Here is a 23,141-nt window from a genome sequence, read left to right as displayed (position 1 = left end):
CCACCATGAAGCATCTGCTGGGCCATCACCAGGCCCGCTGGGAACCGCTCGCCCATGCCTTCGACGCGCTGTTCGAGCGCGGCGACGACCTGGGTGCTTCGCTGGCCCTGACCGTCGAGGGCGAACTCGTGCTCGACCACTGGGGCGGCTGGTGCGACGAGGCGCGCAGCAAGCCTTGGGACCGCAACACGCTGACCCATGTCTGGTCCACCACCAAGACCATGACCTCGCTGTGCGCTCTGCTGCTGGCCGACCGCGGCGAGCTGGACCTGGACGCGCCGGTGGCCGCCTATTGGCCCGAGTTCGCCGCCAACGGCAAGAGCGGCATCCTGGTGCGCGACGTGCTGGGCCACACCTCGGGTGTCAGCGGCTGGGAGCAGCCCATGGGCATGGGCGACCTGTGCGACTGGGAGCGCAGCACGGCCTTGCTGGCGGCGCAGTCGCCCTGGTGGACGCCGGGCAGCGCCTCGGGCTATCACGCACTGAACTACGGCCATCTCGTCGGCGAGTTGATCCGCCGCATCACGGGTCAGAAGACCGGCGCCTTCCTGGCCAGCGAGCTGGCCGGGCCGCTGGGCGCGGACTTTCATATCGGCCTGCCGCCCGAACACGATGCCCGTGTGGCCCGCGTCGTGCCGCCACCGCCGGCGCCGGTCGACTTCTCGGCCATCCCGCCCGACAGCCCGATGCTGCGCACCCTGGGCAACCCCGCGCCCGATGCGGCCTACAGCCACCGCGAGGACTGGCGCCGTGCCGACATCGGCGCCGCCAACGGCCATGGCAACGCGCGCTCGGTGGCGCGCTTGCAGTCCATCGTCGCCTGCGAGGGCTTGCTTGCGGGTCGGCGCTGGCTCAAGCCGCAAACGGTGGATCGCATCTTCGACGTGCAGGCGCGCGGCATTGACCTCGTGCTCGGCGTGCCGCTGTGCATGGGCATGGGCTATGGCCTGCCCGAGCCGGCCACGCTGCCCTTCATCCCCGAGCAGCGCATCTGCTTCTGGGGCGGCTGGGGCGGGTCGCTGGTGCTGGTGGACGTGGAGCGGCGCCTCTGCCTCGCCTACATGATGAACCGCATGGCGCCAGGCGTCGTCGGCGGGCCGAACGCGGCCGTCCTCGTGCAGGCGCTGTACGCCTGTTGCGACCAGGCTCTCACTTGAGCATCGCGGTGGTGTCGACGATGTCTACGCCCTGCATCTGGCCCAGCCAGTGGTCGAACCAGGACTTGTGGGAGGCGCCCACGATGGACAGCACGCGCGCGCCGGGCCGCTCACGGAAGGTCTCGCGGATATTGGCGACCATGCGCAGATTGCGGACCTCCCAGCCGGCCACCCACATCTGCGGGTAGCCGTCCTTGGCCTTGGCCTGCAGCGTTGCCTTGACGTTCACGTCCGCCATCGCCTGCTGGTAGCCGGGCGCGTTCACATGGCGGTAGAGCGGCAGCAGGTCGGCGGCCTGCTTGAGCGTGGCCGTCTGCTTCTCGAGTTCGTCCAGTCCCGCCGTGCCAGCCTTCCAGGCGGCCTGCACTTCGCGGCCGAAGGCTTCCTCGTCCTTGACCCTGACGTTGTCGCCGGTGTGGTTGTCGGTGGCGTAGACGCGCGGCAGGCCCAGCTTGGCGGCCAGGCGCGAGGCGATCATGTAGTTCTCGTTGCGGCGCGTGGTGATCTGCGCCAGCAACGCCACCAGCGCGGCGTCCAGGCCGTCGCCGGCCTTGCGTTCTGCCTCGGGCAGTTGCAGCCACTGGGCATAGGCCGAGGCGCGATCGTTGGCCGCCAGCAGGCGCGAAGCCAGGTGGCGGCGTTGCGCGGCCGTGGGTGCAGCGGGCCAGTCCGCCAGCAGTTTCTCGGCTTCGGCGATGGCAGCCGGCACATCCAGCCCGGTGGACTTGCGGGCCACCTCGGTGCTGGGGCAGTAGTCGCTGCCGTAGCGCGTGGGGTGGCGTGCGGCGAGATCGCACTCCTCGCCCGTCATCGCCTCGATGGTGATGAGGTCGGGTTTGAAGGCGGCCAGCCTGTCCATCACGCCCTGCAGCCGGACCGGATCAAAACCGTCCGGCAGTTCGCTCAGGTGCACCGTGCCCAGCACCAGCACCTGGGCACGCGGCCCCGTCATGCCGTGGTCCAGCTTCAGGTCGACCTGGGCCTGCGCCGCCAGCGGCAAGGCCAGGGCCAGGCTCCACAGCCATGTTCTTGATTGATGCATTCGACGATCTCCCTGTGTTGTTGGCAAAAGAAAACCCGCCAGCGGCGGGTGGGGTGACTGACGCAGCGCGGGGCTTAGACGATGAAGACCGGCGCCTGGGCGGCGGCCAGCGTCGTGGTGTCGCGGCGGCCTTCGATGACGACGCGCGGCAGCTGGGCGATGACCGCCGTGTCCGCACGCTTGCCCACGATGACCACGCGCTCCAGCTTCACGATCTCGGTGGCCGGTGCTGCCGTGCGGTTGGCCAGGCCCACGCCGGTGGCGGCTGCGGCGGCGACGGAAGCGATGGCGACGATGAAGGTCTTGGCTGCGGTGTTCATGGTGGGCTCCAGTGAGGGGTTGGCTGTGTCAGTGATTGCAGTTTCGTCAGGGACCCTGGGCACCGCGAGCACCAGGCGATGGATTGCCGGCGCGGCCGGATGAACTGCAATTGCGCGGGACGAACCGGGGCCGTGGCGGCGCGGCGTTAGCGTCTGGCGCCCCTGAGACGCATTCCAGGATCTGGAGCGATCGATGCTTCGCAGGGCATCAATTCCTTGCGGGCCTGAACAGTCGGTATCCGATCAAGACGGCAATGAATGCGGTAAAGAGGAACAACAGGTCCGCCCAAGACTTGACCTTCACCTGCTCGGCTCGAACTACCTTTCCACCAGAAACCAGGTATGAAAAGACCTCGATCCGGCCGTGCTTGGAGTCCTTCAGTTCAAGCCGGATTTCGCGCTGCCCGCTCTTGTCGACTTTCTGATCCCATTCCAGATGTGAATAGCCGGAAATGGACAAGGTCGTTTCTGGCCGATGCAGCAGCAACTTCGTCTGCTCGGTAGGCGTGAGGCTCAGGTTCGCAAGGCTGACGGTCTGTGAAGCCCCTGATGCGTCTGTGTACTCGACGAGTCCGGTGTCGAGTTCCTTTTTGTCCACCAGCAACACTCTGTCGGGGCAATGAAGCTCTGCTGCGCATGGCACCTTGGGAAACACCAGAAACAGATATCGATCAGGCAGGTCTTTGTAGTCCAGCCAATCGCTGCTGCTGGGCGTGCATGCCGACAGCAGGGTGCATAGCAACAAGTAGCAGCACTGTTTGGCGCGCATCAGACTGGTTCCACTTTCAATCGGGGGCCTGCCAGGGGCATGTCGATGCTGCACTCTAGCCAGGCTGCCTCGCGCGACGCGTATCCGACGGCGTGCCGGGCCAGCCCACCGCGGTCCAGGCGCGGCGCAGCTGCAGTTCGGAGTTGAAGCCCGCGGTCTCGCTGGCCGCGGCCACGCTGGCGCCGGCCTCCAGCGAGCGCTTGGCCACCGCCAGGCGCACGCCGCGCAGATAGGCCTGGGGGCTGGTGCCGGCATGCTGGGCGAACAGGCGGCTCAGCGTGCGCGGCGTCGTCGCGGCGAGGTCGGCCATGCGCTCCAGCGGCCAGTCCTCGGCGGGGGCGACGCTCAGCGCATCCTGCACGCGGTGCAGGCGCGCGTTCAGGTGCTGGCGGTGCGCCAGCAGCGGCGACAGCTCGGGGTCGGCCGGGCCGCGCCTCAGTGCCACGGCCATCTGCTCGGCGACACGGGCGGCGACCAGCTCGCCGGCATGCGCGGCGATCAGGTGCAGGGCCAGGTCGATGCCGGCCGTCACGCCGGCGCTGGTGAAAACCTCGCCGTCCTGCACGAAGACGCGGTCCTGCTGCACGGTGCAGCTGGGCGCGAGGCGGGCCAGGTCGTCCAGGTGCTGGTGGTGGGTGGTGGCGCGGCGGCCGTCGAGCAGGCCAGCCCGGGCGGCGAGCAGGGCGCCGGAGCAGACGGTGACCAGGCGCAGGCCCGGCCGGCCCGGCGCGAGACGGGACAGCCAGGCGATCAACTCGCGCCGTGAGGCCTGCGACTTCGCCTCGGCCGCCGAGGTGCGGCCCACCAGCACGATCCAGCTGCCGTCGGGCAGGCCGTCCGGCAGCGGCTCGAGGGCCTGCAGCTGGATGCCGACCGAACCGATGGAGTCGCTGCGCGTGCCGGCGAAGCGCAGCGCAAAGGGTGCGACGTCCAGTTGCAGCGCGACGATCTCCAGGCTGGCCAGGCGCAGGGCCTCGGCTGGGCCGGCCCAGTCGAGGACGAGGCTGTCGTCCTGCAGGACGAACAGCACCGGTAGAGGTTCAGGCAATCGCAGCTTCCTTGTCGGTGACGGCCTGCAGCGCGGCTTCGGCATCCATCACGCGGGCGAAGCGGCCGTCCAGCACGGCGGCCGTGCGGGCGCGGAGCTGGGCGGGCGTCAGGGGCGAGCCGTCGGGGTGCTGCATCGTGAAGGTGAGTGTCGCCTCGGGCACGTAGATGACGTCCCAGCCCAGGTCCGAAGCGTGGCGCGTCGTGGTCTCGCAGCATTGCTCGGTGCGGATGCCGCTGATGACGAGCTGGCGGATGCCGTGGCTGGTCAGCCAGACGTCCAGGCCGCTGGCGACGAGGGCGCTGTGGCGGGTCTTGTGCACGGTCAGGTCGGCCTTGAAGTCACGCAGACCTGCCAGCGGGCGCACATGGCCACTCTCCAGGCTGAAGGGGTCGGCGCCGGTCGCGTCGGGCTGCACATGGAAGACGCGCACGATGGGCTGGCCCGCGGCTTCAAAGCCCTCGATGAGGCGGTTCTGCGCGGCGAGATAGGCAGGCAGGCCGTCGGTTTCGAAGCTGGGACGCTGGGTGAAGGAGTGCTGCACGTCGATGACGATGAGGGCGGTGGTCATGCGGGGCCTCGTGGTGTTGTTGAGGCCTCCAGTGTTCCGCCATCATGCATCCGTCGCCACGCACTGGCAGACGGAGATGGATCAATTCAGGACAAGCCGAGGGCGCGCAGCAATTCGGTCGGCGAGTAGGGGTGCCGGCGCCGCGGCCAGTCGTTCACCAGGCCTTGCATGCGCTGGTTGAGCGGCGCACCGCGGCCCTGGGCGCGGGCCAGGCGAACCACTTCGCCGCAGAGGGCGTCGATCTCGGTCGTGCGGCCCTGGGTCAGGTCGTCGGCCATGCTGGAGCGGGCCTTGGCGTCGATGCGCAGCATGCGCGCGGCGGCGAGGCGGAAGACAAAGGTCGGCATGCGCAGCAGCATCAGCAGCCGGCGCGGTGGCAGCGGCGTGAGCTGGGCGACGGGACGGTGGCCGGCCTCGAGCAGGTTCAGGGCTTCTTCCTGCAGCGCCGCCAGCGCGCGCCGGTAGCCGCGCTGCAGCAGCTCATCGCGCAGCGGTTGGCCGGACAGCGCGTTGACCGGGTTGTTCAGATTCAGCAGCAGCTTGCCCCATTGCACCGGCGCGAGGTCGGCGTACAGATCCAGCTGCATGCCCACGCGTGCCAGCGCGGTCTGCCAGGCCGCCAGGGCCAGGTCTTCCGAAGACCCTTCCGCCGCGAGCGCGCCGCCGGTGCCGCGGTGGTAGCGGCCGGGGGCAATCTCGGCGATGTTGTAGGGCACCATGCCCGCATGCCAGTGCAGTTGCGGTGCGGCCTGGCGGGCCGCGTCGGCGTTGGCGATGCCGTTCTGCAGGCTGACGACGGGGGTGCCCAGCGGCAGCGTCAGGCCCAGCGCCGTGGCGGCTTCGACGGTGGCGCCGGACTTCACGCACAGCAGCACCAGGTCGGGCTTGAGGCCGGTCGGTGGCTCCTCGTGCAGGCGCAGGTCCAGCGGCCGGATGTGACGGTCCATGCCGTCCTGGTCGGTCAGGCGCAGGCCCTGCTTGCGCAGATTGGCCAGCACGCGCGGGCGACCGACGAAGTGCACCGGCACGCCGGCCAGCTGGGTCAGGCCGCCGACAAAGCAACCGACGGAGCCGGCGCCCATGACGAGAACGCCGGTCATCGCGTCAACGCGCCGCGAGTGGGTTTTGCGGGCCGAGCGCCGGTCCGCTCCCAAGCCGGCCCGCCGTTGGCGATGTGCGTGCGGCTCGATGCCGCATGCATCGCCGTCCCCTCGGGGGACCGGCCAAGGTAGTCCTTGGACGAGGGGCTCACTAAACGGGGTGGGCGAGGTCGCGCAGGTGGGTGGGACCGACGCGGCGTTCGATCTCGGCCAGCAGCGGGCGGCCCCAGCCGAGCATGAACATGCCCTCGCCGACGACGAACATCGGGCCGACGAGCAGTCCGACGAGATCATCGACAAAGGCGGGCTTCTTGCCTTCGTAGTAGTGGCCGATGAACTGGAAGACCCAGCCGACGACGAAACTGCCGACGCCGATGAGCAGCCAGCTCGCCGTCGAGCCCTGGGCGGCCGTCATGGCCAGCGCCGTCAGCACGCCGTTGACGATGGCCGTCGCGGCGCCGAGCACGAGGTTGCCGCGGGTGAGGTACCAGAGCGCGCTGATGGCCCAGAGCACGATGGCGGCGTTCATGGGCGCGTTGCCCACGTTGAACTCGGCGCGCGCCAGCAGCACGCTGATGGCGAAGACGATGAGGGGAATGCCGACGAAGTGGGTCGCGATGTTGCGACGGTCACGGTGGTAGGCGGCGTACTGCGCCATCAGGTCGAGGGCGGGGCGGAACAGACTGGCCATGTGGGGGCTCCGTTGAGGAGGATGGTGGCTATGCTAGTCCAGCATGGCGCCCGGGCGCTGTGCCCAGGTTGACAAAACACTCCAGGAAACCCCCGAATTGAGCGTGCTTACGACGTCTGGCCGACGCCTGTTGCTGGCCTTGGCACTTGCCGGCCTGGCCAGTTGCGCCAGCGCTCCGCCTCCAGCCGCGCGGTCCGAGGCTGCGGCTGCGGCTGGCAGCGCGCTGCGCATCCTGGTTTTTCGGGGCGGCACGGCGGCGCGGCTCGGGCACAACCATGTGCTGGGCGCCGCGGATCTGCGCGTGGACTGGCCGGCGGCCGGCCCGGTGCTGAGTTTCCGGCTCGACGCGCTGGACATCGACCCGCCCGCCCTGCGCGCGGCCCTCGGCACGGCGTTCTTGAGCGCCGTGGACGACGAGGCCCGGGCCGGCACGCGGGCCAATCTGCTGAAGGCGCTGGACGGCGCGGCTCGGCCCGAGGTCGTCGTGCGCACGCTGCAGCAGTGGGGCGAGGGCAGCCGGCGCGCCGTCGAGGTCGAGATCACGCTGCATGGCGTCACGCGGCGGCAGTGGTTTGTGGCCGAGGTGGCGGCCAAACGGGCGCGTGGTGAGGTCGTCATCCGCCAGAGCGACTTCGGCATCCAGCCCTTCACGGTGCTGGGCGGGCTGCTGGCGGTGCAGGACGCGCTGGTGGTGCAGTTCGAGCTAGTCGAGCCGTAAAACCATCAAGTCCTTGGCCAGCCTGCGCCCGTCGGGCAGGCGTATCGCGTCCGCCAAACATCCGTACCGCACGAAGCCCTGACTCTCGTAGAGGCCGATGGCACCGCGGTTGGTGGACGTCACGCTCAGCGTGACCTGGGCCAGGCCGGGCGTGGCCTTGAGCTTGGCGATGGCCGCGACAAGCAAGGTTCGCCCGATGCCGCGGCCGCGATGCGTGTCAGCCACCATCATGCCGATCAGGTGGGCGATGTGCTGCACCTTCAGGCGCGGCGAGCGCTCGCAGGTGAGGGCGCCGACGAGGCGGGCGTCGTCCAGGGCCACCAAGGTGAACAGGGTTTCGCCGTTGCTGCCACCGGACAGGCGGTTGCGGTAGCTCGACAGGTCGCGTTGGCCCTCGGTCTCGGCATCCGACGTGAAGGCTTCGGGGTGGCCGGCCAGCATCGCGTCGCGCAGCGCCTTGTAGGCGAGCAGGTCGGGCTCGAGCATGGGACGGATATGGGCGGCGCCCGGCCGCCCGTAGCCGCCGGCGCGCCCCCCCGGGGGGCAGCTCGCATCGCGAGCGTGGGGGCCAGTGTCATCAATCATGCAGATCGGCGAGGTGGTTCAGGTTGGCGAAGGCGGTCTCGTCGCCGAAGTGTGCGACGCCGTGGGGCTGGCTGCGCATCCAGCCGAGCACGGCCCGACCGGCGGTGGCCAGATGGGCCCTCAACGGTTGGCGCAGGCGGGCGTGCAGCAGTGCGTGGGTGGGGTGCTCGCGCGCGGCGCGGGCGAAGGCGAGGCCGTGGGGCGCCGCGGCGGCAAGCAGGCGCTCGGCCAGGTCCAGCGGCAGTCGCGGGCAGTCGCAGGGGGAGGTCAGCAGCCAGGCGTCGTCGGGGATGGCGTCGAGGCCGGCCAGCATGCCGGCCAGCGGACCGGCGAACTCGAGGCCGGGCGGGTCGGCCAGCACCTCGTGGCCGAGGGCGGCATAGGTGTCGAGATTGCGGTTGGCACTGATGCGCAGGACGCTGGCCTGCGGGGCCAGGCGTTCGAGGACGTGGGCCACGAGAGGCCGGCCGTCCAGCATCTGCAAGCCTTTGTCCAAGCCCCCCATGCGGCTGCCGCGGCCGCCAGCCAGCACCAGGGCGTGAAGCTCAGCCACCGATGTAGTGCATTTCGACGCGACGCTCGTCAGTCGGCGTGGTCTGGCCGCTGCCGCGCAGCTGTGAGTAGCGGTCCGTGCGCCCCGTCCACACGCCGGCGACGGCGCTGGCGAGCTGGCCGTCGTCGACCGGCTCGGCCCCGCGCAGCAGGCCACGCAGGTCATGCCCACGGTGGGCGAACAAACAGGTGTAGAGCCGCCCCTCGGTCGACAGCCGCGCGCGGTTGCAGTCGCCGCAGAAGGCCTGGGTGACCGAGGAGATGAAACCGACTTCGCCGCTGCCGTCGGCATAGGCCCAGCGCTCGGCGGTCTCGCCCGCTGCGCTGTGCGACAGYGGCGTCAGCGGCAACTCCGCGGCGATGCGGCGCTGCACCTCGCTGCTCGGCAGCACCTGGTCCATGCGCCAGCCGTTGGTGGCGCCGACATCCATGTATTCGATGAAGCGGAGCACGACACCCGTGCCCTTGAAGTGGCGGGCCATCGGCAGGATCTGGTCGTCGTTGACGCCGCGCTGCACCACCATATTGACCTTGATCGGCCCCAGGCCCGCCGCCCGCGCGGCGTGGATGCCGTCCAGCACATCCGCCACCGGGAAGCCGACGTCGTTCATGCGCTGGAAGACGGCGTCGTCCAGGCCATCCAGGCTGACCGTCAGGCGCTTCAGCCCGGCGGCCTTCAGCGTGGCCGCCTTTTTCACCAAGGTCGAGCCGTTGGTCGTCAGCGTCAGGTCCAGTTCGCGGCCATCGGGCGTGCGCAGCTCGGCCAGCATGGCGATGAGGGTTTCCAGCCCGCGGCGCAGCGTCGGCTCGCCGCCGGTGATGCGCAGCTTCTCGACGCCCAGGCCGACGAAGACCCGGGCCAGACGCTTGATCTCTTCAAAACTGAGCAGCTGGGCATGGGGCAGGAATTCGTGGTGCTTGTCGAAGACCTGCTTGGGCATGCAGTAGCTGCAGCGGAAATTGCAGCGATCGGTCACCGAGATGCGCAGATCGCGCAGGGGCCGGCCCAGCGTGTCCACCAGCGGCCCCTCCGCCCGCGGATGCGGCACCTTCAGCCGCGCCAGCGGTGGGCTGAAGACGAGGGGGGCTTCACGCACATTCATGGGCGGATTTTGGCCCGTTATGAGCACCCCCAGGCATGCAAGGGCTCAGAGCCGGAAACGGCTGACTGTTTTGGACAGGCTTTCCGCCTGCTGGCGCAGCGATTCCGCCGCCGCCAGCGCTTCTTCCACCAGCGCCGAGTTCTGCTGCGTGCTGCGGTCCATCTCCGCAACGGTCAGGTTGACCTGGGCGATGCCGGCGCCCTGTTCGCTGCTGGCGGTGCTGATCTCGCCGATCATGGTGCTGACGCGCTGCACGCTGCTGACCACCTCGCGGATCGTGATGCCGGCCTGCTCGACCTGGGCGGAACCGGTGCTGACCTTGGCGACGGAGTCGTCGATCAGGCCCTTGATTTCCCGCGCCGCCGCGGCGCTGCGCTGGGCGAGGGAGCGCACCTCGGCGGCCACGACGGCAAAGCCGCGGCCCTGTTCTCCGGCCCGCGCCGCTTCCACCGCGGCGTTCAAGGCCAGGATGTTGGTCTGGAAGGCGATGCCGTCGATGGTGCCGATGATGTCGACGATCTTGCGCGACGAGGCCTCGATGCTGCCCATGGTGCCCACCACCTGCTCGACGACGGCGCCACCCTTGCGGGCCACCTCGGAGGTGCTGCGCGCCAGCTGATCGGCCTGGGCGGCGTTCTGGGCGTTCTGCTGCACCGTCGAGGTCAGCTCCTCCATGGATGCGGCGGTTTCCTCCAGCGAGGCGGCCTGGGCCTCGGTGCGGGCAGACAGGTCGCCGTTGCCGGCGGCGATCTGCGCCGACGCGGTGCTGATGGAGTCGCTGGCCTGGCGAACCTGGCCGACGAGCGAGGCCAGGTTGTCGCGCATGGCGCGGATGGCGTGCAGCACGCTGGCTTGGTCGCCCGGCCGCACGTTCACCTCGGTGCCCAGGTTGCCCTCGGCGATGCGGCCCACCACTTCGGCCGCGTACTGGGGCTCACCGCCCAGTTGGCGAAACAGCTGCGTCACCGTCGTCCAGACCAGGCCGGCCACGATGGCCATCAGCACCGCGGCGATGGCCAGCAGGATGGCGGTATTGCGCCAGAAGGATTGCTCGATGTCGTCGATGTAGTCGCCGAAGCCGATGGTCCAGTCCCAGGGGGCGAACTTGATGACGGCGTAGAGCTTCTCGACCTCGTCCTTGCTGCCCGGGCGCGTGCCCTTGGCGACGACGGTGCCGATGGTCTTGCCCTGCAGGGCGGCGCGGTAGCGCTCGCCAGCCTCCTTGCCGCCCTTGGCGTCGACGATGCCGACGCGCTTGGGGTTGGGATGCACGAGGTTGACGTCGTCCGTGTAGCCGCGCACGAAGAAGTAGAGATCGTCGCGGTGGAAACTGGCGATGGCGCGCTTGACCTCGGCCTGCGCATCTTCCCGGCTCATCTTGCCGGCCTGCTCCAGCGCATGGCCCTTCTCGGCCGCCGCATGGGCCAGCGTCACCAGCGTGGACAGCTGCGCCACGCGGTCGGCCATCATCGAGCTGCGCAGCGTCGACAGGGCCACGCCGGCGAGGATCAGCATGCCCAGCAGCGTGACGGCGCACAGCATCATCATGCGGGTACGAAGCTTCATGGAACCTCCTCGGCTGTTTTGTCCATCCTAAGCAGTCGGGACGCTTCTTCCCCCTGGGGCTTGCCAGCGCTCGTGCGGCCCGGTTGAATCAACATATGAGCGCCGTTATGCATCCCGACCTGCCGCATTTCGTCGCCTTTGGCGAGGCCCTGACCGATTTGATCCGCACGGGCCCGGACCGCTGGCGCAGCGCCTGTGGCGGTTCGCCCTGGAATGTGGCGGTGGCGATGTCGGCCCTGGGCCAGTTGAGCGCCTTTGCCGGCGCCATCAGCCAGGACCCCTTTGGCGCCGAGATCTGGCAGTGCAGCCAGGAAGCCAATCTCGACTTGCGCTTCATCCAGCAACTGCCGCGGCCGCCGCTGCTGGCGGTCGTGCACGAGGTCGATCCGCCGCGCTACTTCTTCATCGGCCAGGACAGCGCGGACCTTCATTTCCGCCCCGAGGGCCTGCCCATGGGCTGGACGCGCTCGCTGCGCTGGGCCCATTTCGGCAGCCTGGGCCTGGTGCGCCAGCCGCTGGCGGGGCGGCTGCTGTCGCTGGCGGAAGCCCTGAAGGCCGAAGGGCGGCTGATCAGCTATGACCCCAACTTCCGCGCGCCGCCCATGGACGCCAGCTATGACGACACGCTGGAGCAGATGTGCCGGCTGGCCGACGTCATCAAGGTGTCCGACGAGGACTTGCGCGGCCTGTTCCGCCTGCCCGACCACCGCTCCGGCCTGGCCCAGATCGCCGCCTGGAACCCCGGCGCCTGGCTGCTGCTGACGCGCGGCGGGGAGGGGGCGACGCTGTATCACGGGGTGGAGGAAGCCACCGGCCTGCCACCGCGGGTGGACGTGGTCGACACCGTGGGTGCCGGCGACACCGCCCTCGCGGGCCTGCTGGACAGCCTGATGCGAGACGCCGGCGCGCCGGCCGAGGTGCATCTGCGCTGGGCCCTGGCCGCCGGGGCCGCGGCCTGCACCGCGCCCGGCTTCGCGCCGCCGCGGCCGGGCCTGGTGGCAGCCCTGGCCGATGACGTCGAAATCATCAAAGACTAGGGTTTTCCCGCGCATGACTTGATCCGGATCAAGCTCGCTTCTACGATTAACCGACCGGTCGGTAGAGAAATTCCATGTCCGAACACCTGATCCAGATTGAACAGCATGGCGCCGTGCGCCTGCTGCGCCTGAACCGCCCCGAGGCGCTGAATGCGTTCACGGCCGCCATGCTGGGCCAGCTCCGCCAGGCGCTGGAAGCGGTGGCCGAGGATGGCGGCACGCGCTGCGTGCTGATCACGGGCGCCGGCCGCGCCTTCAGCGCCGGCCAGGACCTGGCCGACCCGCATGTGGCGCCCAGTCGCGAGGCCGGTGCGGCTCCGAAGGACATCGGCCACATGCTGGACCACTACTACATCCCGCTGGCGCTGCGGCTGCGCAGCATGCCGGTGCCGGTGGTTGCCGCCGTCAACGGCGTGGCGGCCGGCGCCGGCGCCAACATGGCCTTCGGCTGCGACCTGGTGCTGGCCGGCGAGAGTGCCAGCTTCATCCAGGCGTTTGCCAAGATCGGCCTGCTGCCGGACTGCGGCGGCACCTGGCTGCTGCCGCGCCTTGTCGGCCGTGCCAAGGCGCTGGAGCTGGCCCTGCTGGGCGACAAGCTGAAGGCCGTGGATGCCGAGCGCTTTGGCCTGATCTCGCGCGTCGTGCCCGATGCCGAGTTGCCGGACACGGCCATGGCCACCGCGCAGAAGCTGGCCGGCATGCCGACCCGTGCGCTGGTCGAGACGCGCCGGGCGCTGGACGAGGCGCTGAAGCTCGACTTCGAGCCGGCGCTCAAGCGCGAAGCCACGCTGCAGAGCCAGCTCGGCTTTGCCTACGACTACCAGGAAGGCGTGGCGGCCTTCATGGACAAGCGCAAGCCCGAGTTCAAGGATCGCTGATGGATGCGCAAGCCGTTGCCGAGAAAGTGCGTGACGTCATGCTGGCCGACGATGCGGCGAGCAAGATGCTGGGCATGCAGATCACCGAGGTCGCGCCGGGCCGCGCCGTCGCCACGATGACGGTGCGCGCCGACATGCTGAACGGCTTTGCCATCTGCCATGGCGGCCTGATCGCGACGTTGGCGGATTCGGCCTTCGCTTTCGCCTGCAACGCCCGCAATGCGCTGACGGTGGCGTCGGGTTTCGGCATCGACATCCTGAAGTCGGCCAAGCTCGGCGACGTGCTGACCGCCACGGCCGAGGAAACCTCGCTGGCGGCTCGCACCGGCCTGTACGACATTGCAGTGAAGAACCAGAACGGCGACCTGATCGCCATGTTCCGTGGCCGCTCCTACCGGCTGGGCGACAGAAAGGTGTTCGAAGCATGACTGTCAAAAGCCCACGCCCCGGTGAGCTCGAAGCCATCGAGACCGCCAGCCGCGACGAACTGGCCGCGCTGCAGCTCGAGCGCCTGCGCTGGAGCCTGCAGCACGCCTATGACAACGTGCCGCACTACAAGGCCAAGTTCAGCGAAGCCGGCGTGCATCCGTCCGACCTGAAGACGCTGGCCGACCTGGCCAAATTCCCCTTCACGACCAAGCACGACCTGCGCGCCCAATACCCCTTCGGCCTGTTCGCGATGCCGCGCGAGAAGCTGGCGCGCATCCATGCGTCATCCGGCACCACGGGCAAGCCCACGGTGGTGGGCTACACGCTGAAGGACATCGACAACTGGGCCAACCTCGTCGCGCGCTCCATCCGCGCCGCGGGTGGTCGCGCGGGCGACCTGGTGCACGTGGCCTACGGCTACGGCCTCTTCACCGGCGGCCTGGGCGCGCACTACGGCGCCGAGCGCCTGGGCTGCACCGTCATCCCGATGAGCGGCGGCCAGACCGAGAAGCAGGTGCAGCTCATCACCGACTTCAAGCCCGACATCATCATGGTCACGCCCAGCTATATGCAGGTGCTGATCGAGGAGTTCGCCCGCCAGGGGCTGGATGCCAAGGCCTCGTCGCTGAAGGTCGGCATCTTTGGCGCCGAGCCCTGGACCGAGGCCATGCGCAAGGAGATCGAGGCCGGCGCCGGCATCGACGCCGTCGACATCTACGGCCTGTCCGAAGTGATGGGCCCGGGCGTGGCCAGCGAGTGCATCGAAAGCAAGGACGGCCCGGTCATCTGGGAAGACCATTTCTATCCCGAGATCATCGACCCGGCCACCGGCGAAGTGCTGCCCGACGGCAGCGAAGGCGAACTGGTGTTCACGTCGCTGTCCAAGGAAGCGATGCCCGTCATCCGCTACCGCACGCGCGACCTGACGCGGCTGCTGCCGCCCACCTCGCGCAGCATGCGCCGCATGGGCAAGATCGTCGGCCGCAGCGACGACATGCTGATCATCCGCGGCGTCAACCTGTTCCCGACCCAGGTCGAGGAGCTGGTGCTGCAGGAGAAGGGCCTGGGCGGGCAATACCAGCTCGTCGTCACGCGCGATGGGCACCTGGACGAGCTGCTAATCCGCTGCGAGCTGGCCGTGGGTGCCACCGATGACGGCATTGGCCGTAGGCTGTCGGAACGCATCAAGAACCTGATCGGCGTCACGGCCACCATCAGCGTCGAGCCCAACAATTCCATCGAACGCACCCTGGTCGGCAAGGCCCGGCGTGTGGTCGACCAGAGAACGAAGGCATGAAGTACTCCGTGGACTTGAGCCGTCTGGCGGCATCTGCAGCTTTTGGATTGGCATGCTGTGCCGTTTCCGCGCAGCAGCTCCCGCCTTGTGGCGTCGATGTCTCTGAGCTGCTGCTGAACGTGCCCGGCTACAACAACGAGCCCGGCGCCCGACAACCCGGTTTCTTCAAACCCCTCCAGGCATGTTTGCAGCAACGCGCAATCTGCCTGGTTGCTGGCAACAACGTGATCGCCGGCGATACCCCCAAGCAGGTCGCCGTCAACGTCAAAAGCGTTCGGTATGCATTCGTGAAGGTGTCTACGCCTGCAGGCGACCATGTTTGCGCGCACGCATCACTGCTCAACGAAATCGGCGGCGACCAGTTCTGGGCTTACCGGCAGTATTCGGATGGCCGTCGTCTTCGAGATGGCCCCGACGAGGATCCCGGTTCTCCAAAGACTTCAATCCAAGTTCTGACCGCCATCGAAAAGACGTTTGGCGGCTCGTTTTCACCGTTCCTGCAAGCGGGCGCTGCTCGACCGAAGCAGCCCTGAAGGAGTCTGAATCATGTACACCCAAGCCATGGACCTGATGGCCCGCGAGGCCAAGCCCAAGGTCGTGAAGTCCGCCGAGGAGCTGGCCCGCGAGGAAGCGTTTGAAGCCCGCATAGCTGCCGGTGACTTCATCGAAGCCAAGGACTGGATGCCCGACCACTACCGCAAGACGTTGGTGCGGCAGATCAGCCAGCATGCGCACAGCGAGATCGTCGGCATGCTGCCCGAGGGCAACTGGATCACGCGCGCACCAACTCTCAAGCGCAAGGCCATCCTGCTCGCCAAGGTGCAGGACGAGGGCGGCCACGGCCTCTATCTCTACGCCGCCGCCGAGACCCTGGGCACCAGCCGCGACGAGATGACCGAGGCCCTGCTGTCCGGCAAGGCCAAGTACAGCTCCATCTTCAACTACCCCACGCTGACCTGGGCCGATATCGGCGTCATCGGCTGGCTGGTGGACGGCGCGGCCATCATGAACCAGGTGCCGCTTTGCCGCTGCTCCTATGCGCCCTATGCGCGGGCCATGATCCGTGTCTGCCGCGAGGAGAGCTTCCATCAGCGCCAGGGCTATGAAAGCCTGCTCACCATGATGACCCACGGCACCGCGGCCCAGAAGGCCATGGTGCAGGACGCTGTGAACCGCTGGTGGTGGCCGTCGCTGATGATGTTCGGCCCGGCGGACAAGGACTCGCCCAACTCCGAGCAGAGCATGCGCTGGGGCATCAAGCGCGTCACCAACGACCAGCTGCGCCAGAAGTTCGTCGACGCGACGATTCCGCAGGCCGACATCCTCGGCGTGACCGTGCCGGACCCGGCGCTGAAGTGGAATGCCGAACGCGACGCGTATGACTTCGGCGAGATCGACTGGGCCGAGTTCTGGCGCGTCGTCGGCGGCGAAGGCCCCTGCAACCGCGAGCGCCTGGCCGCCCGCAACAAGGCCTGGGACGACGGCGCCTGGGTGCGCGACGCCGCACTGGCGCATGCCCGCAAGCAAGCCGTTAAACAAGAGGCAGCGTGATGAGCAATCCGAAAAACGAATGGCCGCTATGGGAAGTGTTTGTCCGCAACAAGGCGGGCCTGGACCACAAGCATTGCGGCAGCCTGCATGCGCCCGACTCGGCCATGGCCATCCAGATGGCGCGCGACGTCTACACGCGCCGCCAGGAAGGCACCAGCATCTGGGTCGTGCGCTCCGAGCAGATCGTCGCCAGCGACCCGACCGAGAAGGGCAGCCTGTTCGACCCGGCCGACGACAAGGTCTACCGCCATCCGACGTTCTATGAACTGCCGGACGAACTGAACCACATGTGATGGACGCCAAGCTCACCTACGTGCTCCGCTTGGCGGACACCTGCCTCATCCACAGCCAGCGCCTGTCCGAATGGGCCGGCCACGCGCCGGTGCTGGAGGAAGACCTGGCCCTGCCCAATATCGCGCTGGACTTGCTGGGCCAGGCGCGTGCGCTGCTGACCTACGCCGGTCAGCTCGAAGGCGCCGGCCGCGATGAAGACCAGCTCGCCTTCCTGCGCGAGGAGCGCGACTACCGCAACATCATCCTCGTCGAACTGCCCAATGCGGCGGCCAGCCCGAGCGATGGCGGCGGCGGGCGCGACTTCGCGCTGACCGTGCTGCGCAACACGGCCGTGGCGATCTGGCTGGAGCTGCTGTACGAGCGCCTGCAGACCAGCCTCGACACCGAGCTGGCGGGCATCGCTGCCAAGTCGATCAAGGAAGTGCGCTACCACCGCCAGCACTCCGGCGACTGGGTCGTGCGCCTGGGCGACGGCACGGTCGAGTCGCAGGCGCGCATGCAGGCCGCGCTCAACGTGCTGTGGCCCTATTTCAACGAGCTGTTCGCGGCTGATGGCGTCGATGGCGTCGGCCCCGCATGGAACGAGCTGGAGCCCGGATGGCGCGCCCGCTGGGCCACGCTGATGGCGGAAGCCACGCTGACGCTGCCGCGCGAAAGCGCGATGCAGCCGCGCGGCATCGACGGCATCCACAGCGAGCACATGGGCCACATGCTGGGGACGATGCAGCACTTGCAGCGCAGCTACCCCGGCGGAGTCTGGTGATGAATCTCACCGCCGCGCGCGCCAAGCTCAATGCCGTGCCCGACCCGGAGATCCCGGCGGTCAGCCTGGTGGAGCTGGGCATCGTGCGCGAGCTGCGCGAGACGGCGTCGGGCGTCGAGGTGGTGCTGACGCCGACCTACAGCGGTTGCCCGGCCACCGAGCTGATCGCCGACGACGTGCGTGCGGCGCTTGCCGAGTTCGGCGACGTGACCGTGACGATGCAGCGTGCGCCGGCCTGGAGCACCGACTGGATCACGCCCGAGGGCCGCGAGAAGCTGCAGCAGTACGGCATCGTGCCCCCACAGTGCAGTGGCGAGCAGGCGATCCGCATCGTGCCGCGGCTGCGCTGCCCGCGTTGCGACAGCGGCCGCACCGAACAACTCTCCCGCTTCGGCTCCACCGCCTGCAAGTCCACGTGGCGCTGCATCGAGTGCCTGGAACCTTTCGAATACTTCAAGCCGATCTGAGATGGCACTCCACTTCCACCCCCTGCGCGTGACCTCCGTCGAGCGCGACACCGATGACGCCATGGTCGTCGGCTTCGAGGCGCCCGCCGACGGCTTCGGTTTCGAGCCCGGCCAGTACCTGACACTGCGCGCCAGCGTCGGCGGCCAGGAGCTGCGTCGCAGCTATTCCATCTGCTCGGATCGCCGCCTGCAGGTCGGCATCCGCCGCGTCGATGGCGGCGCCTTCTCGACCTGGGTGCATGAGCAGCTCAAGGCCGGCGACGTCATCGAGTCCTATCCGCCGCAGGGCCGCTTCGTGCTGTCCCAAGCCGGCGAAAGCCGCCATGTGCTTTTCATCGCCGGCGGCTCGGGCATCACGCCCATCATCGCCATCCTGACCGCGCTGCTGGAGCGCGAGCCGACGGCCCGCGCGACGCTGATCTATTCGAACCGCCGCACCGCGTCGACGATGTTCAAGGAAGAACTCGAAGACCTGAAGAACCGCTTCATGACGCGGCTGTCGCTGCACCTGGTCTTCAGCCGCGAGGTGGTCGACGCGCCGCTGTACGGCGGTCGACTCGATGCCGGCAAGCTCAGCGCCTTCCTGGCTGGCCCGGTGCCGGCGGGCAGCGTGGACGAGGTCTTCATCTGCGGCCCGTTCGAGATGAATGACCAGGCCGAGGCCGCGCTGCTCGGCTCGGGCATCCCGGCCGAGCGCATTCACATCGAGCGCTTCGGCACGCCGGAGACGCTGTCCGGCAAACCCGTGCCCCACGAGGTCAAGCCGGGCGATGCGCCCCAGGCCCGCGTCACCGTCATCCGCGACGGCCTGTCTCGAGAAATAGAGTTCCACTCCACCGACCCCAGCCTGCTCGACGCCGCCGCGCGCGAAGGCATGGACGTGCCCTTCTCCTGCAAGAGTGGCGTCTGCTCTACCTGCCGCTGCAAGCTCATCGAGGGCGAGGTGCGCATGGACAAGAACTTCGCGCTGGACAAGGCCGAGGTTGCCGCGGGCTTCATCCTCAGCTGCCAGGCCCATCCCTTGACGGAGCGGGTCGTGATCTCTTTCGACGAACGCTGATGGCCAGAAAAAGAGCCCCCGGTTTTGAAGCCCAGCGCGAGGACATCCTCGCCGCCGCCGCCCGCCTGTTTGCCGAGCAGGGCTTCAGCGCCACGTCCATGAACCAGGTCGCCGAGGCCTGTGGCGTGGCCAAGCCGACGCTGTACCACTACTTCCAGGACAAGCAGGAGCTGCTCGCGCAGATCTGCGACAACCATGTGCATGCGCTGCTGGCCCTGGTCGAGGAGATCAAGGCCCAGCAATTGCCGCCCGATGCGCAACTGCGCGCCCTCATCGAGCGCTTCACGCGCTCCTATGCCGATGCCCAGGCCCAGCATCGCGTGCTGACCAGCGAGATCAAGTTCCTGGCCGATGCCGAGCGCGAGCGCCTGCTGGACGTGGAGCGCCGCGTCGTGAGCGAATTTGCGGCGGCTGTCAGCCTGGTGCGGCCGGAGTTGCGCGAGGCCAATCTGCACAAGCCGCTGACCATGCTGCTTTTTGGCATGATCAACTGGACTTTCACGTGGCTGCGTCCCGACGGCGAGTTGTCGCACGAGGCGCTCGCGGCCCTGGTCAGCGATCTGTTCTTTGGCGGTCTGGGCGCCGTGCAACTGCGCCAGCCCGCTTTCATCCCATAACCCCGATGACATCCCGAGGAGACGACCCCATGAAGCCATTCAAGCAACTCGCCCTGGCCCTGGCCGCCACGCTGAGCCTGGCGGCCCAGGCCGACATCAATGTCGGCGTCACACTGTCGGCCACCGGCCCGGCCGCTTCGCTCGGGATTCCGGAGAAGAACACCTTCGCGCTGATGCCGCAGACGATTGGCCGCCAGAAGGTCAACTACATCGTGCTGGACGACGCCTCCGACACGACGACGGCCGTCGCCAACACGCGCAAGCTCATCACCGACAGCAAGGTCGACATCGTCATCGGCTCCACCGTCACGCCCAACTCGCTGGCAATGATCGACGCGGTGTCGGAAGCCGGCACGCCCATGATCTCCATGGCCGCCTCGGCCCGCATCGTCGAGCCGCTGGACGCCAAGAAGCGCTGGGTCTTCAAGACGCCGCAGAACGACATCATGATGGCCCTGGCCATCGTGACCCACATGGTGGACAACGGCATCAAGACGGCCGGCTTCATCGGCTTTGCCGACGCCTATGGCGAGGGCTGGTGGGGCGAGTTCAACAAGATCGCCGCAACCAAGAAGCTCAACATCGTCGCCAGCGAACGCTACAACCGCACGGACACCTCCGTCACCGGCCAGGTGCTCAAGCTCGTCGCGGCCAAGCCCGACGCCATCCTCATCGCCGGTTCGGGCACGCCCGCCGCGCTGCCGCAGAAGGCGCTGAAGGAGCGTGGCTACGCCGGCAAGATCTACCAGACCCACGGCATCGCCAACAACGACTTCCTGCGCGTCGGCGGCAAGGACGTGGAAGGCACGCTGCTGCCGGCCGGCCCGGTGCTGGTCGCGGCCCAGCTACCGGCCGACCACCCGGTGAAGAAGAGCGCGCAGGACTACATCGCCAAGTACGAAGCAGCCAACGGCAAGGGCTCGGTGTCGACCTTCGGCGGCCACGCCTGGGATGCCGGCCTGCTGCTCGCTGCCGCTGCCCCGGAGGCACTGAAGAAGGCCCAGCCGGGCACGCCCGCCTTCCGCGCAGCCCTGCGCGATGCGCTGGAGAACGTCAAGAACCTGGCCGGCGCGCATGGCGTCTATAACATGTCCTCGGGTGACCACCTGGGCCTGGACCAGCGCGCCCGCGTGATGGTCCAGATCAAGGACGGCCAATGGGTGCTGCTGAAGTGAGCACGCTGCAGAGTTACATCGCCGGGCGCTGGGTCGGCGCCAAGGCCGCCAAGCCGCTGACGAGCGCGATCAATGGTCGCGTCGTCGCTCACACGCATGAAGAGGGCCTGGACTTCGCCGAAGCCATGGCCTTCGCGCGCGGCACGGCGCTGCCGTCGCTGCTGCGCACCCACTTCCAGGACCGCGCCCGCGTGCTGAAGGCGCTGGCCGCCTATCTGATGGAGCGCAAGGAAGAGCTCTACGCGATCAGCGCCCACACGGGCGCGACGCGCAGCGACTCCTGGATCGACATCGAAGGCGGCATCGGTACCTTGTTCGCCTACGCCTCCATCGGCGGCAAGGACCTGCCGAGCAGCAATGTGCTGCACGAGGGCCCGCCCATGCGCCTGGGCCCCAACAACCACTTCATCGGCAGCCATGTGATGGTCCCGAAGCGAGGTGTGGCCCTGCACATCAATGCCTTCAACTTCCCGATGTGGGGCATGTTGGAGAAGTTCGCGCCCAGCTTCCTGGCCGGCATGCCCTGCCTGCAGAAGCCCGCGACGGCGACCAGCTATGTCGCCGAGGCCTGCGTGCGCCTCATCGTCGAGTCGGGCCTGGTTCCGGTCGGCGCGCTGCAGCTCATCATTGGCGGCACGGGCGACCTGTTCGAGCGCCTCGATGAAGCCGACGTGGTCACCTTCACCGGCAGCGCCGACACAGCGCTGATGCTGAAGGCCCACCCCAATCTGCTGAAGAAGAGCATCCCCTTCAACGCCGAGGCCGACAGCCTGAACTGCGCCATCCTCGCGCCCGATGTGACACCGGATGACCCGGAGTTCGACCTCTTCATCAAGGAGGTGGCGCGCGAGATGACGGCCAAGGCCGGCCAGAAGTGCACGGCCATCCGCCGCACCATCGTGCCTGCGAAGCTCGTCGATGCCGTCGCGACGGCGCTGAAGGCGCGCCTGTCCAAGACGGTGGTGGGTGACCCCGCCGTCGAAGGCGTGCGCATGGGGGCGCTGGCGAGCAAGGCCCAGCAGGCCGACGTCAGCGAACGCGTGGCCCAACTGGCCCAGAACTGCGAACTGCTGCTGAGCGCGCGTGACGGCTTTGCGCCCAAGGGCGAGGGCGTCGGCGAAGGCGCCTTCTTCGCGCCGACACTGCTGCTGGCGCGCGACTCGTCATCGAGCGACGCCCATCACCTCGAAGCCTTTGGCCCGGTGACGACGCTGCTGCCCTATGGTGACTTCGAGGAGGCCCTGCACCTGGCAACGATGGGCCGTGGCAGTCTCGTCGGCACCATCTGCACCAAGACGCCCGCGCTTGCTGCGCAAGCCGTGCCGACCTTTGCAGCCTGGCATGGCCGCATGCTGGTGCTGGACCGCGAAGCCGCGCTGGAGAACACCGGCCACGGCTCGCCTCTTCCGAAGCTCAAGCATGGCGGCCCCGGCCGCGCGGGCGGCGGTGAGGAACTGGGCGGCTTGCGCGCGGTGAAGCACTATCTGCAGCGCTGCGCGGTGCAGGGCTCGCCGACGATGATGAGCGCCGTCACCGGCGAGTACCAGCGCGGTGGCACCGTCACCGAGAGCGACATCCACCCCTTCCGTCGCTACTTCGAGGACGTCGAAGTCGGCATGAGCCTGCTGACGCACCGCCGCACGGTGGGCGAGGCCGACATCGTGGCCTTTGGCGGCCTGTCGGGCGACTACTTCTATATGCACTTCGACGAGGTCGCGGCCAAGGAATCGCCCTTCGGCAAGCGCATCGCCCATGGCTACTTCGTGCTGTCGGCGGCGGCGGGCCTCTTCGTCAGCCCGGCACCGGGCCCGGTGCTGGCCAACTACGGCCTGGAGAACCTGCGCTTCGTCACGCCGGTGGCCATTGGCGACACCATCCAGGCGCGCCTGACCGCCAAGCGCAAGATCGACCGTCCGCCGCGTGACGACCAGCCCGCCCAGGGCGTCATCGGCTGGGACGTGGCCGTGACCAACCAGCGCGACGAGCTTTGCGCGAGCTACGAGATCCTGACGCTGGTTGCCAAACGCATCGCCGGATGAACGCTGATCAGGCCCGAGCACTTGCCTTGGGCCTGCCAGGCGCGGTCGAGAAGCCGCATCACGAGCTGACGTCCTTCCGGCTGCCTGGCGCCAAGGGCAGGATCTTCGCGACGATGGCGCCCGACGGTGCCGAGCTGCGCGTCTTCATCAAGGACGAGGCGGCGCGGGATGCGTGGATTGCGCGCGAGGCCGGTGTCGTCGCGCCGCTGTTCTGGGGCGCCAAACGCTGTGGCGTGAAGCTGCTGCTCGCGAAGGCCAGGCCGGCCTGGGTCAAGGAGCTGCTCGCGCAGTCCTGGCGCGAGAACGCCTGAA

At 68.4% G+C, this 23,141-nt stretch carries 27 protein-coding genes; 16 read left to right on the top strand and 11 right to left on the bottom strand.

Going from position 1 to position 23,141, the window contains the following annotated elements:
• Window positions 1-5 precede the first annotated feature (5 nt).
• Window positions 6-1,157, top strand: coding sequence for a serine hydrolase domain-containing protein (locus tag AC1D2H_RS03390; RefSeq protein ID WP_478009874.1), 1,152 nt, complete (start codon window positions 6-8; stop codon window positions 1,155-1,157).
• Here the strand turns inward: AC1D2H_RS03390 and AC1D2H_RS03385 are convergent.
• From AC1D2H_RS03385 to AC1D2H_RS03355, 7 genes are all read right to left on the bottom strand, one after another.
• Window positions 1,150-2,199 carry a DUF5694 domain-containing protein gene (locus tag AC1D2H_RS03385; protein ID WP_478009873.1) on the bottom strand — a complete coding sequence of 350 codons (1,050 nt, stop codon included), beginning with the start codon at window positions 2,197-2,199 and terminating at the stop codon, window positions 1,150-1,152. The genes AC1D2H_RS03390 and AC1D2H_RS03385 overlap by 8 nt on opposite strands.
• Window positions 2,200-2,273: 74 nt before the next feature.
• Window positions 2,274-2,519: a hypothetical protein gene (locus tag AC1D2H_RS03380; protein ID WP_478009872.1), complete on the bottom strand. Its 246-nt coding sequence runs from the start codon at window positions 2,517-2,519 to the stop codon at window positions 2,274-2,276.
• Window positions 2,520-2,727: 208 nt separating this feature from the next.
• A complete protein-coding gene (locus AC1D2H_RS03375) occupies window positions 2,728-3,288 on the bottom strand; it encodes a hypothetical protein (protein WP_478009871.1) in 561 nt (186 codons plus the stop codon).
• Window positions 3,289-3,343: 55 nt separating this feature from the next.
• Window positions 3,344-4,336, bottom strand: coding sequence for a GlxA family transcriptional regulator (locus tag AC1D2H_RS03370; protein WP_478009870.1), 993 nt, complete (start codon window positions 4,334-4,336; stop codon window positions 3,344-3,346).
• Window positions 4,329-4,907 carry a cysteine hydrolase family protein gene (locus AC1D2H_RS03365; RefSeq protein WP_478009869.1) on the bottom strand — a complete coding sequence of 193 codons (579 nt, stop codon included), beginning with the start codon at window positions 4,905-4,907 and terminating at the stop codon, window positions 4,329-4,331. The genes AC1D2H_RS03370 and AC1D2H_RS03365 overlap by 8 nt, the downstream gene beginning before the upstream one ends.
• 86 nt (window positions 4,908-4,993) lie before the next feature.
• Window positions 4,994-6,007 (bottom strand): 2-dehydropantoate 2-reductase, encoded by a 1,014-nt coding sequence (locus AC1D2H_RS03360; RefSeq protein WP_477932881.1) that lies wholly within the window; start codon window positions 6,005-6,007, stop codon window positions 4,994-4,996.
• Window positions 6,008-6,158: 151 nt separating this feature from the next.
• Window positions 6,159-6,698 carry an Mpo1 family 2-hydroxy fatty acid dioxygenase gene (locus AC1D2H_RS03355; RefSeq protein ID WP_477932880.1) on the bottom strand — a complete coding sequence of 180 codons (540 nt, stop codon included), beginning with the start codon at window positions 6,696-6,698 and terminating at the stop codon, window positions 6,159-6,161.
• 97 nt (window positions 6,699-6,795) lie between these two features.
• Here AC1D2H_RS03355 and AC1D2H_RS03350 point away from each other — a divergent pair, with 97 nt between their 5' ends.
• Window positions 6,796-7,416 (top strand): YceI family protein, encoded by a 621-nt coding sequence (locus tag AC1D2H_RS03350; protein WP_478009868.1) that lies wholly within the window; start codon window positions 6,796-6,798, stop codon window positions 7,414-7,416.
• Here the strand turns inward: AC1D2H_RS03350 and AC1D2H_RS03345 are convergent.
• The 4 genes from AC1D2H_RS03345 to AC1D2H_RS03330 all read right to left on the bottom strand — a co-directional run bounded on the left by AC1D2H_RS03345 (window position 7,402) and on the right by AC1D2H_RS03330 (window position 11,222).
• Window positions 7,402-7,902: an N-acetyltransferase family protein gene (locus AC1D2H_RS03345; RefSeq protein WP_477932876.1), complete on the bottom strand. Its 501-nt coding sequence runs from the start codon at window positions 7,900-7,902 to the stop codon at window positions 7,402-7,404. The genes AC1D2H_RS03350 and AC1D2H_RS03345 overlap by 15 nt on opposite strands.
• A 91-nt stretch (window positions 7,903-7,993) precedes the next feature.
• On the bottom strand, window positions 7,994-8,554 hold the full coding sequence (gene mobA / locus AC1D2H_RS03340) for a molybdenum cofactor guanylyltransferase MobA (RefSeq protein ID WP_478009867.1): 561 nt from the start codon (window positions 8,552-8,554) through the stop codon (window positions 7,994-7,996).
• Window positions 8,547-9,656: a GTP 3',8-cyclase MoaA gene (gene moaA / locus AC1D2H_RS03335; RefSeq protein ID WP_478009866.1), complete on the bottom strand. Its 1,110-nt coding sequence runs from the start codon at window positions 9,654-9,656 to the stop codon at window positions 8,547-8,549. The genes mobA and moaA overlap by 8 nt, the downstream gene beginning before the upstream one ends.
• A gap of 45 nt (window positions 9,657-9,701) precedes the next feature.
• Window positions 9,702-11,222 carry a methyl-accepting chemotaxis protein gene (locus tag AC1D2H_RS03330; protein WP_478009865.1) on the bottom strand — a complete coding sequence of 507 codons (1,521 nt, stop codon included), beginning with the start codon at window positions 11,220-11,222 and terminating at the stop codon, window positions 9,702-9,704.
• A 95-nt stretch (window positions 11,223-11,317) separates the two neighbouring features.
• Between AC1D2H_RS03330 and AC1D2H_RS03325 the strand changes: the two genes are divergently transcribed.
• The 14 genes from AC1D2H_RS03325 (at window position 11,318) to AC1D2H_RS03260 (ending at window position 23,140) form a co-directional block, all read left to right on the top strand.
• Complete coding sequence (locus AC1D2H_RS03325; RefSeq protein ID WP_478009864.1) at window positions 11,318-12,259, top strand: carbohydrate kinase family protein; 942 nt, start codon at window positions 11,318-11,320, stop codon at window positions 12,257-12,259.
• Window positions 12,260-12,333: 74 nt separating this feature from the next.
• Entirely contained in the window at window positions 12,334-13,137 is an 804-nt protein-coding gene (locus AC1D2H_RS03320; RefSeq protein ID WP_477932866.1) for an enoyl-CoA hydratase-related protein, read from the top strand.
• On the top strand, window positions 13,137-13,565 hold the full coding sequence (paaI, locus tag AC1D2H_RS03315; protein ID WP_478009863.1) for a hydroxyphenylacetyl-CoA thioesterase PaaI: 429 nt from the start codon (window positions 13,137-13,139) through the stop codon (window positions 13,563-13,565). Before AC1D2H_RS03320 ends, paaI begins: the two co-directional genes overlap by 1 nt.
• Window positions 13,562-14,863, top strand: a complete 1,302-nt coding sequence (paaK, locus tag AC1D2H_RS03310) for a phenylacetate--CoA ligase PaaK (protein ID WP_478009862.1) — start codon at window positions 13,562-13,564, stop codon at window positions 14,861-14,863. The genes paaI and paaK overlap by 4 nt, the downstream gene beginning before the upstream one ends.
• The gene (locus tag AC1D2H_RS03305) at window positions 14,860-15,396 is read left to right on the top strand and encodes a hypothetical protein (protein ID WP_478009861.1); all 537 of its coding nucleotides are present in this window, start codon (window positions 14,860-14,862) and stop codon (window positions 15,394-15,396) included. The genes paaK and AC1D2H_RS03305 overlap by 4 nt, the downstream gene beginning before the upstream one ends.
• 13 nt (window positions 15,397-15,409) lie before the next feature.
• Window positions 15,410-16,414 carry a 1,2-phenylacetyl-CoA epoxidase subunit PaaA gene (gene paaA / locus AC1D2H_RS03300; protein WP_478009860.1) on the top strand — a complete coding sequence of 335 codons (1,005 nt, stop codon included), beginning with the start codon at window positions 15,410-15,412 and terminating at the stop codon, window positions 16,412-16,414.
• The gene (gene paaB / locus AC1D2H_RS03295) at window positions 16,414-16,707 is read left to right on the top strand and encodes a 1,2-phenylacetyl-CoA epoxidase subunit PaaB (protein WP_119042409.1); all 294 of its coding nucleotides are present in this window, start codon (window positions 16,414-16,416) and stop codon (window positions 16,705-16,707) included. Before paaA ends, paaB begins: the two co-directional genes overlap by 1 nt.
• On the top strand, window positions 16,707-17,471 hold the full coding sequence (gene paaC, locus AC1D2H_RS03290) for a 1,2-phenylacetyl-CoA epoxidase subunit PaaC (protein ID WP_478009859.1): 765 nt from the start codon (window positions 16,707-16,709) through the stop codon (window positions 17,469-17,471). The genes paaB and paaC overlap by 1 nt, the downstream gene beginning before the upstream one ends.
• Window positions 17,471-17,938 (top strand): 1,2-phenylacetyl-CoA epoxidase subunit PaaD, encoded by a 468-nt coding sequence (paaD, locus tag AC1D2H_RS03285; RefSeq protein WP_477932856.1) that lies wholly within the window; start codon window positions 17,471-17,473, stop codon window positions 17,936-17,938. The genes paaC and paaD overlap by 1 nt, the downstream gene beginning before the upstream one ends.
• A 1-nt stretch (window position 17,939) precedes the next feature.
• Window positions 17,940-18,998, top strand: coding sequence for a 1,2-phenylacetyl-CoA epoxidase subunit PaaE (gene paaE, locus AC1D2H_RS03280; RefSeq protein ID WP_478009858.1), 1,059 nt, complete (start codon window positions 17,940-17,942; stop codon window positions 18,996-18,998).
• Window positions 18,998-19,615, top strand: a complete 618-nt coding sequence (locus AC1D2H_RS03275; RefSeq protein ID WP_477932852.1) for a TetR/AcrR family transcriptional regulator — start codon at window positions 18,998-19,000, stop codon at window positions 19,613-19,615. The genes paaE and AC1D2H_RS03275 overlap by 1 nt, the downstream gene beginning before the upstream one ends.
• Before the next feature lie 29 nt (window positions 19,616-19,644).
• Window positions 19,645-20,790, top strand: a complete 1,146-nt coding sequence (locus tag AC1D2H_RS03270; protein ID WP_478009857.1) for an ABC transporter substrate-binding protein — start codon at window positions 19,645-19,647, stop codon at window positions 20,788-20,790.
• Window positions 20,772-22,829 (top strand): phenylacetic acid degradation bifunctional protein PaaZ, encoded by a 2,058-nt coding sequence (paaZ, locus tag AC1D2H_RS03265; protein WP_477932848.1) that lies wholly within the window; start codon window positions 20,772-20,774, stop codon window positions 22,827-22,829. The genes AC1D2H_RS03270 and paaZ overlap by 19 nt, the downstream gene beginning before the upstream one ends.
• Window positions 22,826-23,140, top strand: coding sequence for an MmcQ/YjbR family DNA-binding protein (locus tag AC1D2H_RS03260; RefSeq protein WP_478009856.1), 315 nt, complete (start codon window positions 22,826-22,828; stop codon window positions 23,138-23,140). The genes paaZ and AC1D2H_RS03260 overlap by 4 nt, the downstream gene beginning before the upstream one ends.
• The last annotated feature ends 1 nt before the right edge of the window (window position 23,141 follow it).

The sequence above is a fragment of the Roseateles sp. P1_C1_2 genome (genome assembly GCF_056406535.1).
The sequence above is the reverse complement of the archived record's forward strand: the minus strand, read 5'-3'. Positions and strand labels throughout refer to the sequence as shown.

Excerpts from the sequence above, each read along its gene's own strand:
- AC1D2H_RS03360 (WP_477932881.1), bottom strand. The coding sequence starts at position 6,007 with ATGACCGGCGTTCTCGTCATGGGCGCCGGCTCCGTCGGTTGCTTTGTC.
- paaZ (WP_477932848.1), top strand. The coding sequence starts at position 20,772 with ATGGGTGCTGCTGAAGTGAGCACGCTGCAGAGTTACATCGCCGGGCGC.
- AC1D2H_RS03375 (WP_478009871.1), bottom strand. The coding sequence starts at position 3,288 with ATGCGCGCCAAACAGTGCTGCTACTTGTTGCTATGCACCCTGCTGTCG.
- AC1D2H_RS03270 (WP_478009857.1), top strand. The coding sequence starts at position 19,645 with ATGAAGCCATTCAAGCAACTCGCCCTGGCCCTGGCCGCCACGCTGAGC.
- AC1D2H_RS03325 (WP_478009864.1), top strand. The coding sequence starts at position 11,318 with ATGAGCGCCGTTATGCATCCCGACCTGCCGCATTTCGTCGCCTTTGGC.
- AC1D2H_RS03390 (WP_478009874.1), top strand. The coding sequence starts at position 6 with ATGAAGCATCTGCTGGGCCATCACCAGGCCCGCTGGGAACCGCTCGCC.
- paaK (WP_478009862.1), top strand. The coding sequence starts at position 13,562 with ATGACTGTCAAAAGCCCACGCCCCGGTGAGCTCGAAGCCATCGAGACC.
- AC1D2H_RS03275 (WP_477932852.1), top strand. The coding sequence starts at position 18,998 with ATGGCCAGAAAAAGAGCCCCCGGTTTTGAAGCCCAGCGCGAGGACATC.
- paaB (WP_119042409.1), top strand. The coding sequence starts at position 16,414 with ATGAGCAATCCGAAAAACGAATGGCCGCTATGGGAAGTGTTTGTCCGC.
- AC1D2H_RS03320 (WP_477932866.1), top strand. The coding sequence starts at position 12,334 with ATGTCCGAACACCTGATCCAGATTGAACAGCATGGCGCCGTGCGCCTG.
- AC1D2H_RS03380 (WP_478009872.1), bottom strand. The coding sequence starts at position 2,519 with ATGAACACCGCAGCCAAGACCTTCATCGTCGCCATCGCTTCCGTCGCC.
- paaE (WP_478009858.1), top strand. The coding sequence starts at position 17,940 with ATGGCACTCCACTTCCACCCCCTGCGCGTGACCTCCGTCGAGCGCGAC.
- paaA (WP_478009860.1), top strand. The coding sequence starts at position 15,410 with ATGTACACCCAAGCCATGGACCTGATGGCCCGCGAGGCCAAGCCCAAG.
- AC1D2H_RS03330 (WP_478009865.1), bottom strand. The coding sequence starts at position 11,222 with ATGAAGCTTCGTACCCGCATGATGATGCTGTGCGCCGTCACGCTGCTG.
- paaC (WP_478009859.1), top strand. The coding sequence starts at position 16,707 with ATGGACGCCAAGCTCACCTACGTGCTCCGCTTGGCGGACACCTGCCTC.
- AC1D2H_RS03355 (WP_477932880.1), bottom strand. The coding sequence starts at position 6,698 with ATGGCCAGTCTGTTCCGCCCCGCCCTCGACCTGATGGCGCAGTACGCC.
- AC1D2H_RS03365 (WP_478009869.1), bottom strand. The coding sequence starts at position 4,907 with ATGACCACCGCCCTCATCGTCATCGACGTGCAGCACTCCTTCACCCAG.
- AC1D2H_RS03260 (WP_478009856.1), top strand. The coding sequence starts at position 22,826 with ATGAACGCTGATCAGGCCCGAGCACTTGCCTTGGGCCTGCCAGGCGCG.
- AC1D2H_RS03305 (WP_478009861.1), top strand. The coding sequence starts at position 14,860 with ATGAAGTACTCCGTGGACTTGAGCCGTCTGGCGGCATCTGCAGCTTTT.
- AC1D2H_RS03345 (WP_477932876.1), bottom strand. The coding sequence starts at position 7,902 with ATGCTCGAGCCCGACCTGCTCGCCTACAAGGCGCTGCGCGACGCGATG.
- paaD (WP_477932856.1), top strand. The coding sequence starts at position 17,471 with ATGAATCTCACCGCCGCGCGCGCCAAGCTCAATGCCGTGCCCGACCCG.
- AC1D2H_RS03385 (WP_478009873.1), bottom strand. The coding sequence starts at position 2,199 with ATGCATCAATCAAGAACATGGCTGTGGAGCCTGGCCCTGGCCTTGCCG.
- paaI (WP_478009863.1), top strand. The coding sequence starts at position 13,137 with ATGGATGCGCAAGCCGTTGCCGAGAAAGTGCGTGACGTCATGCTGGCC.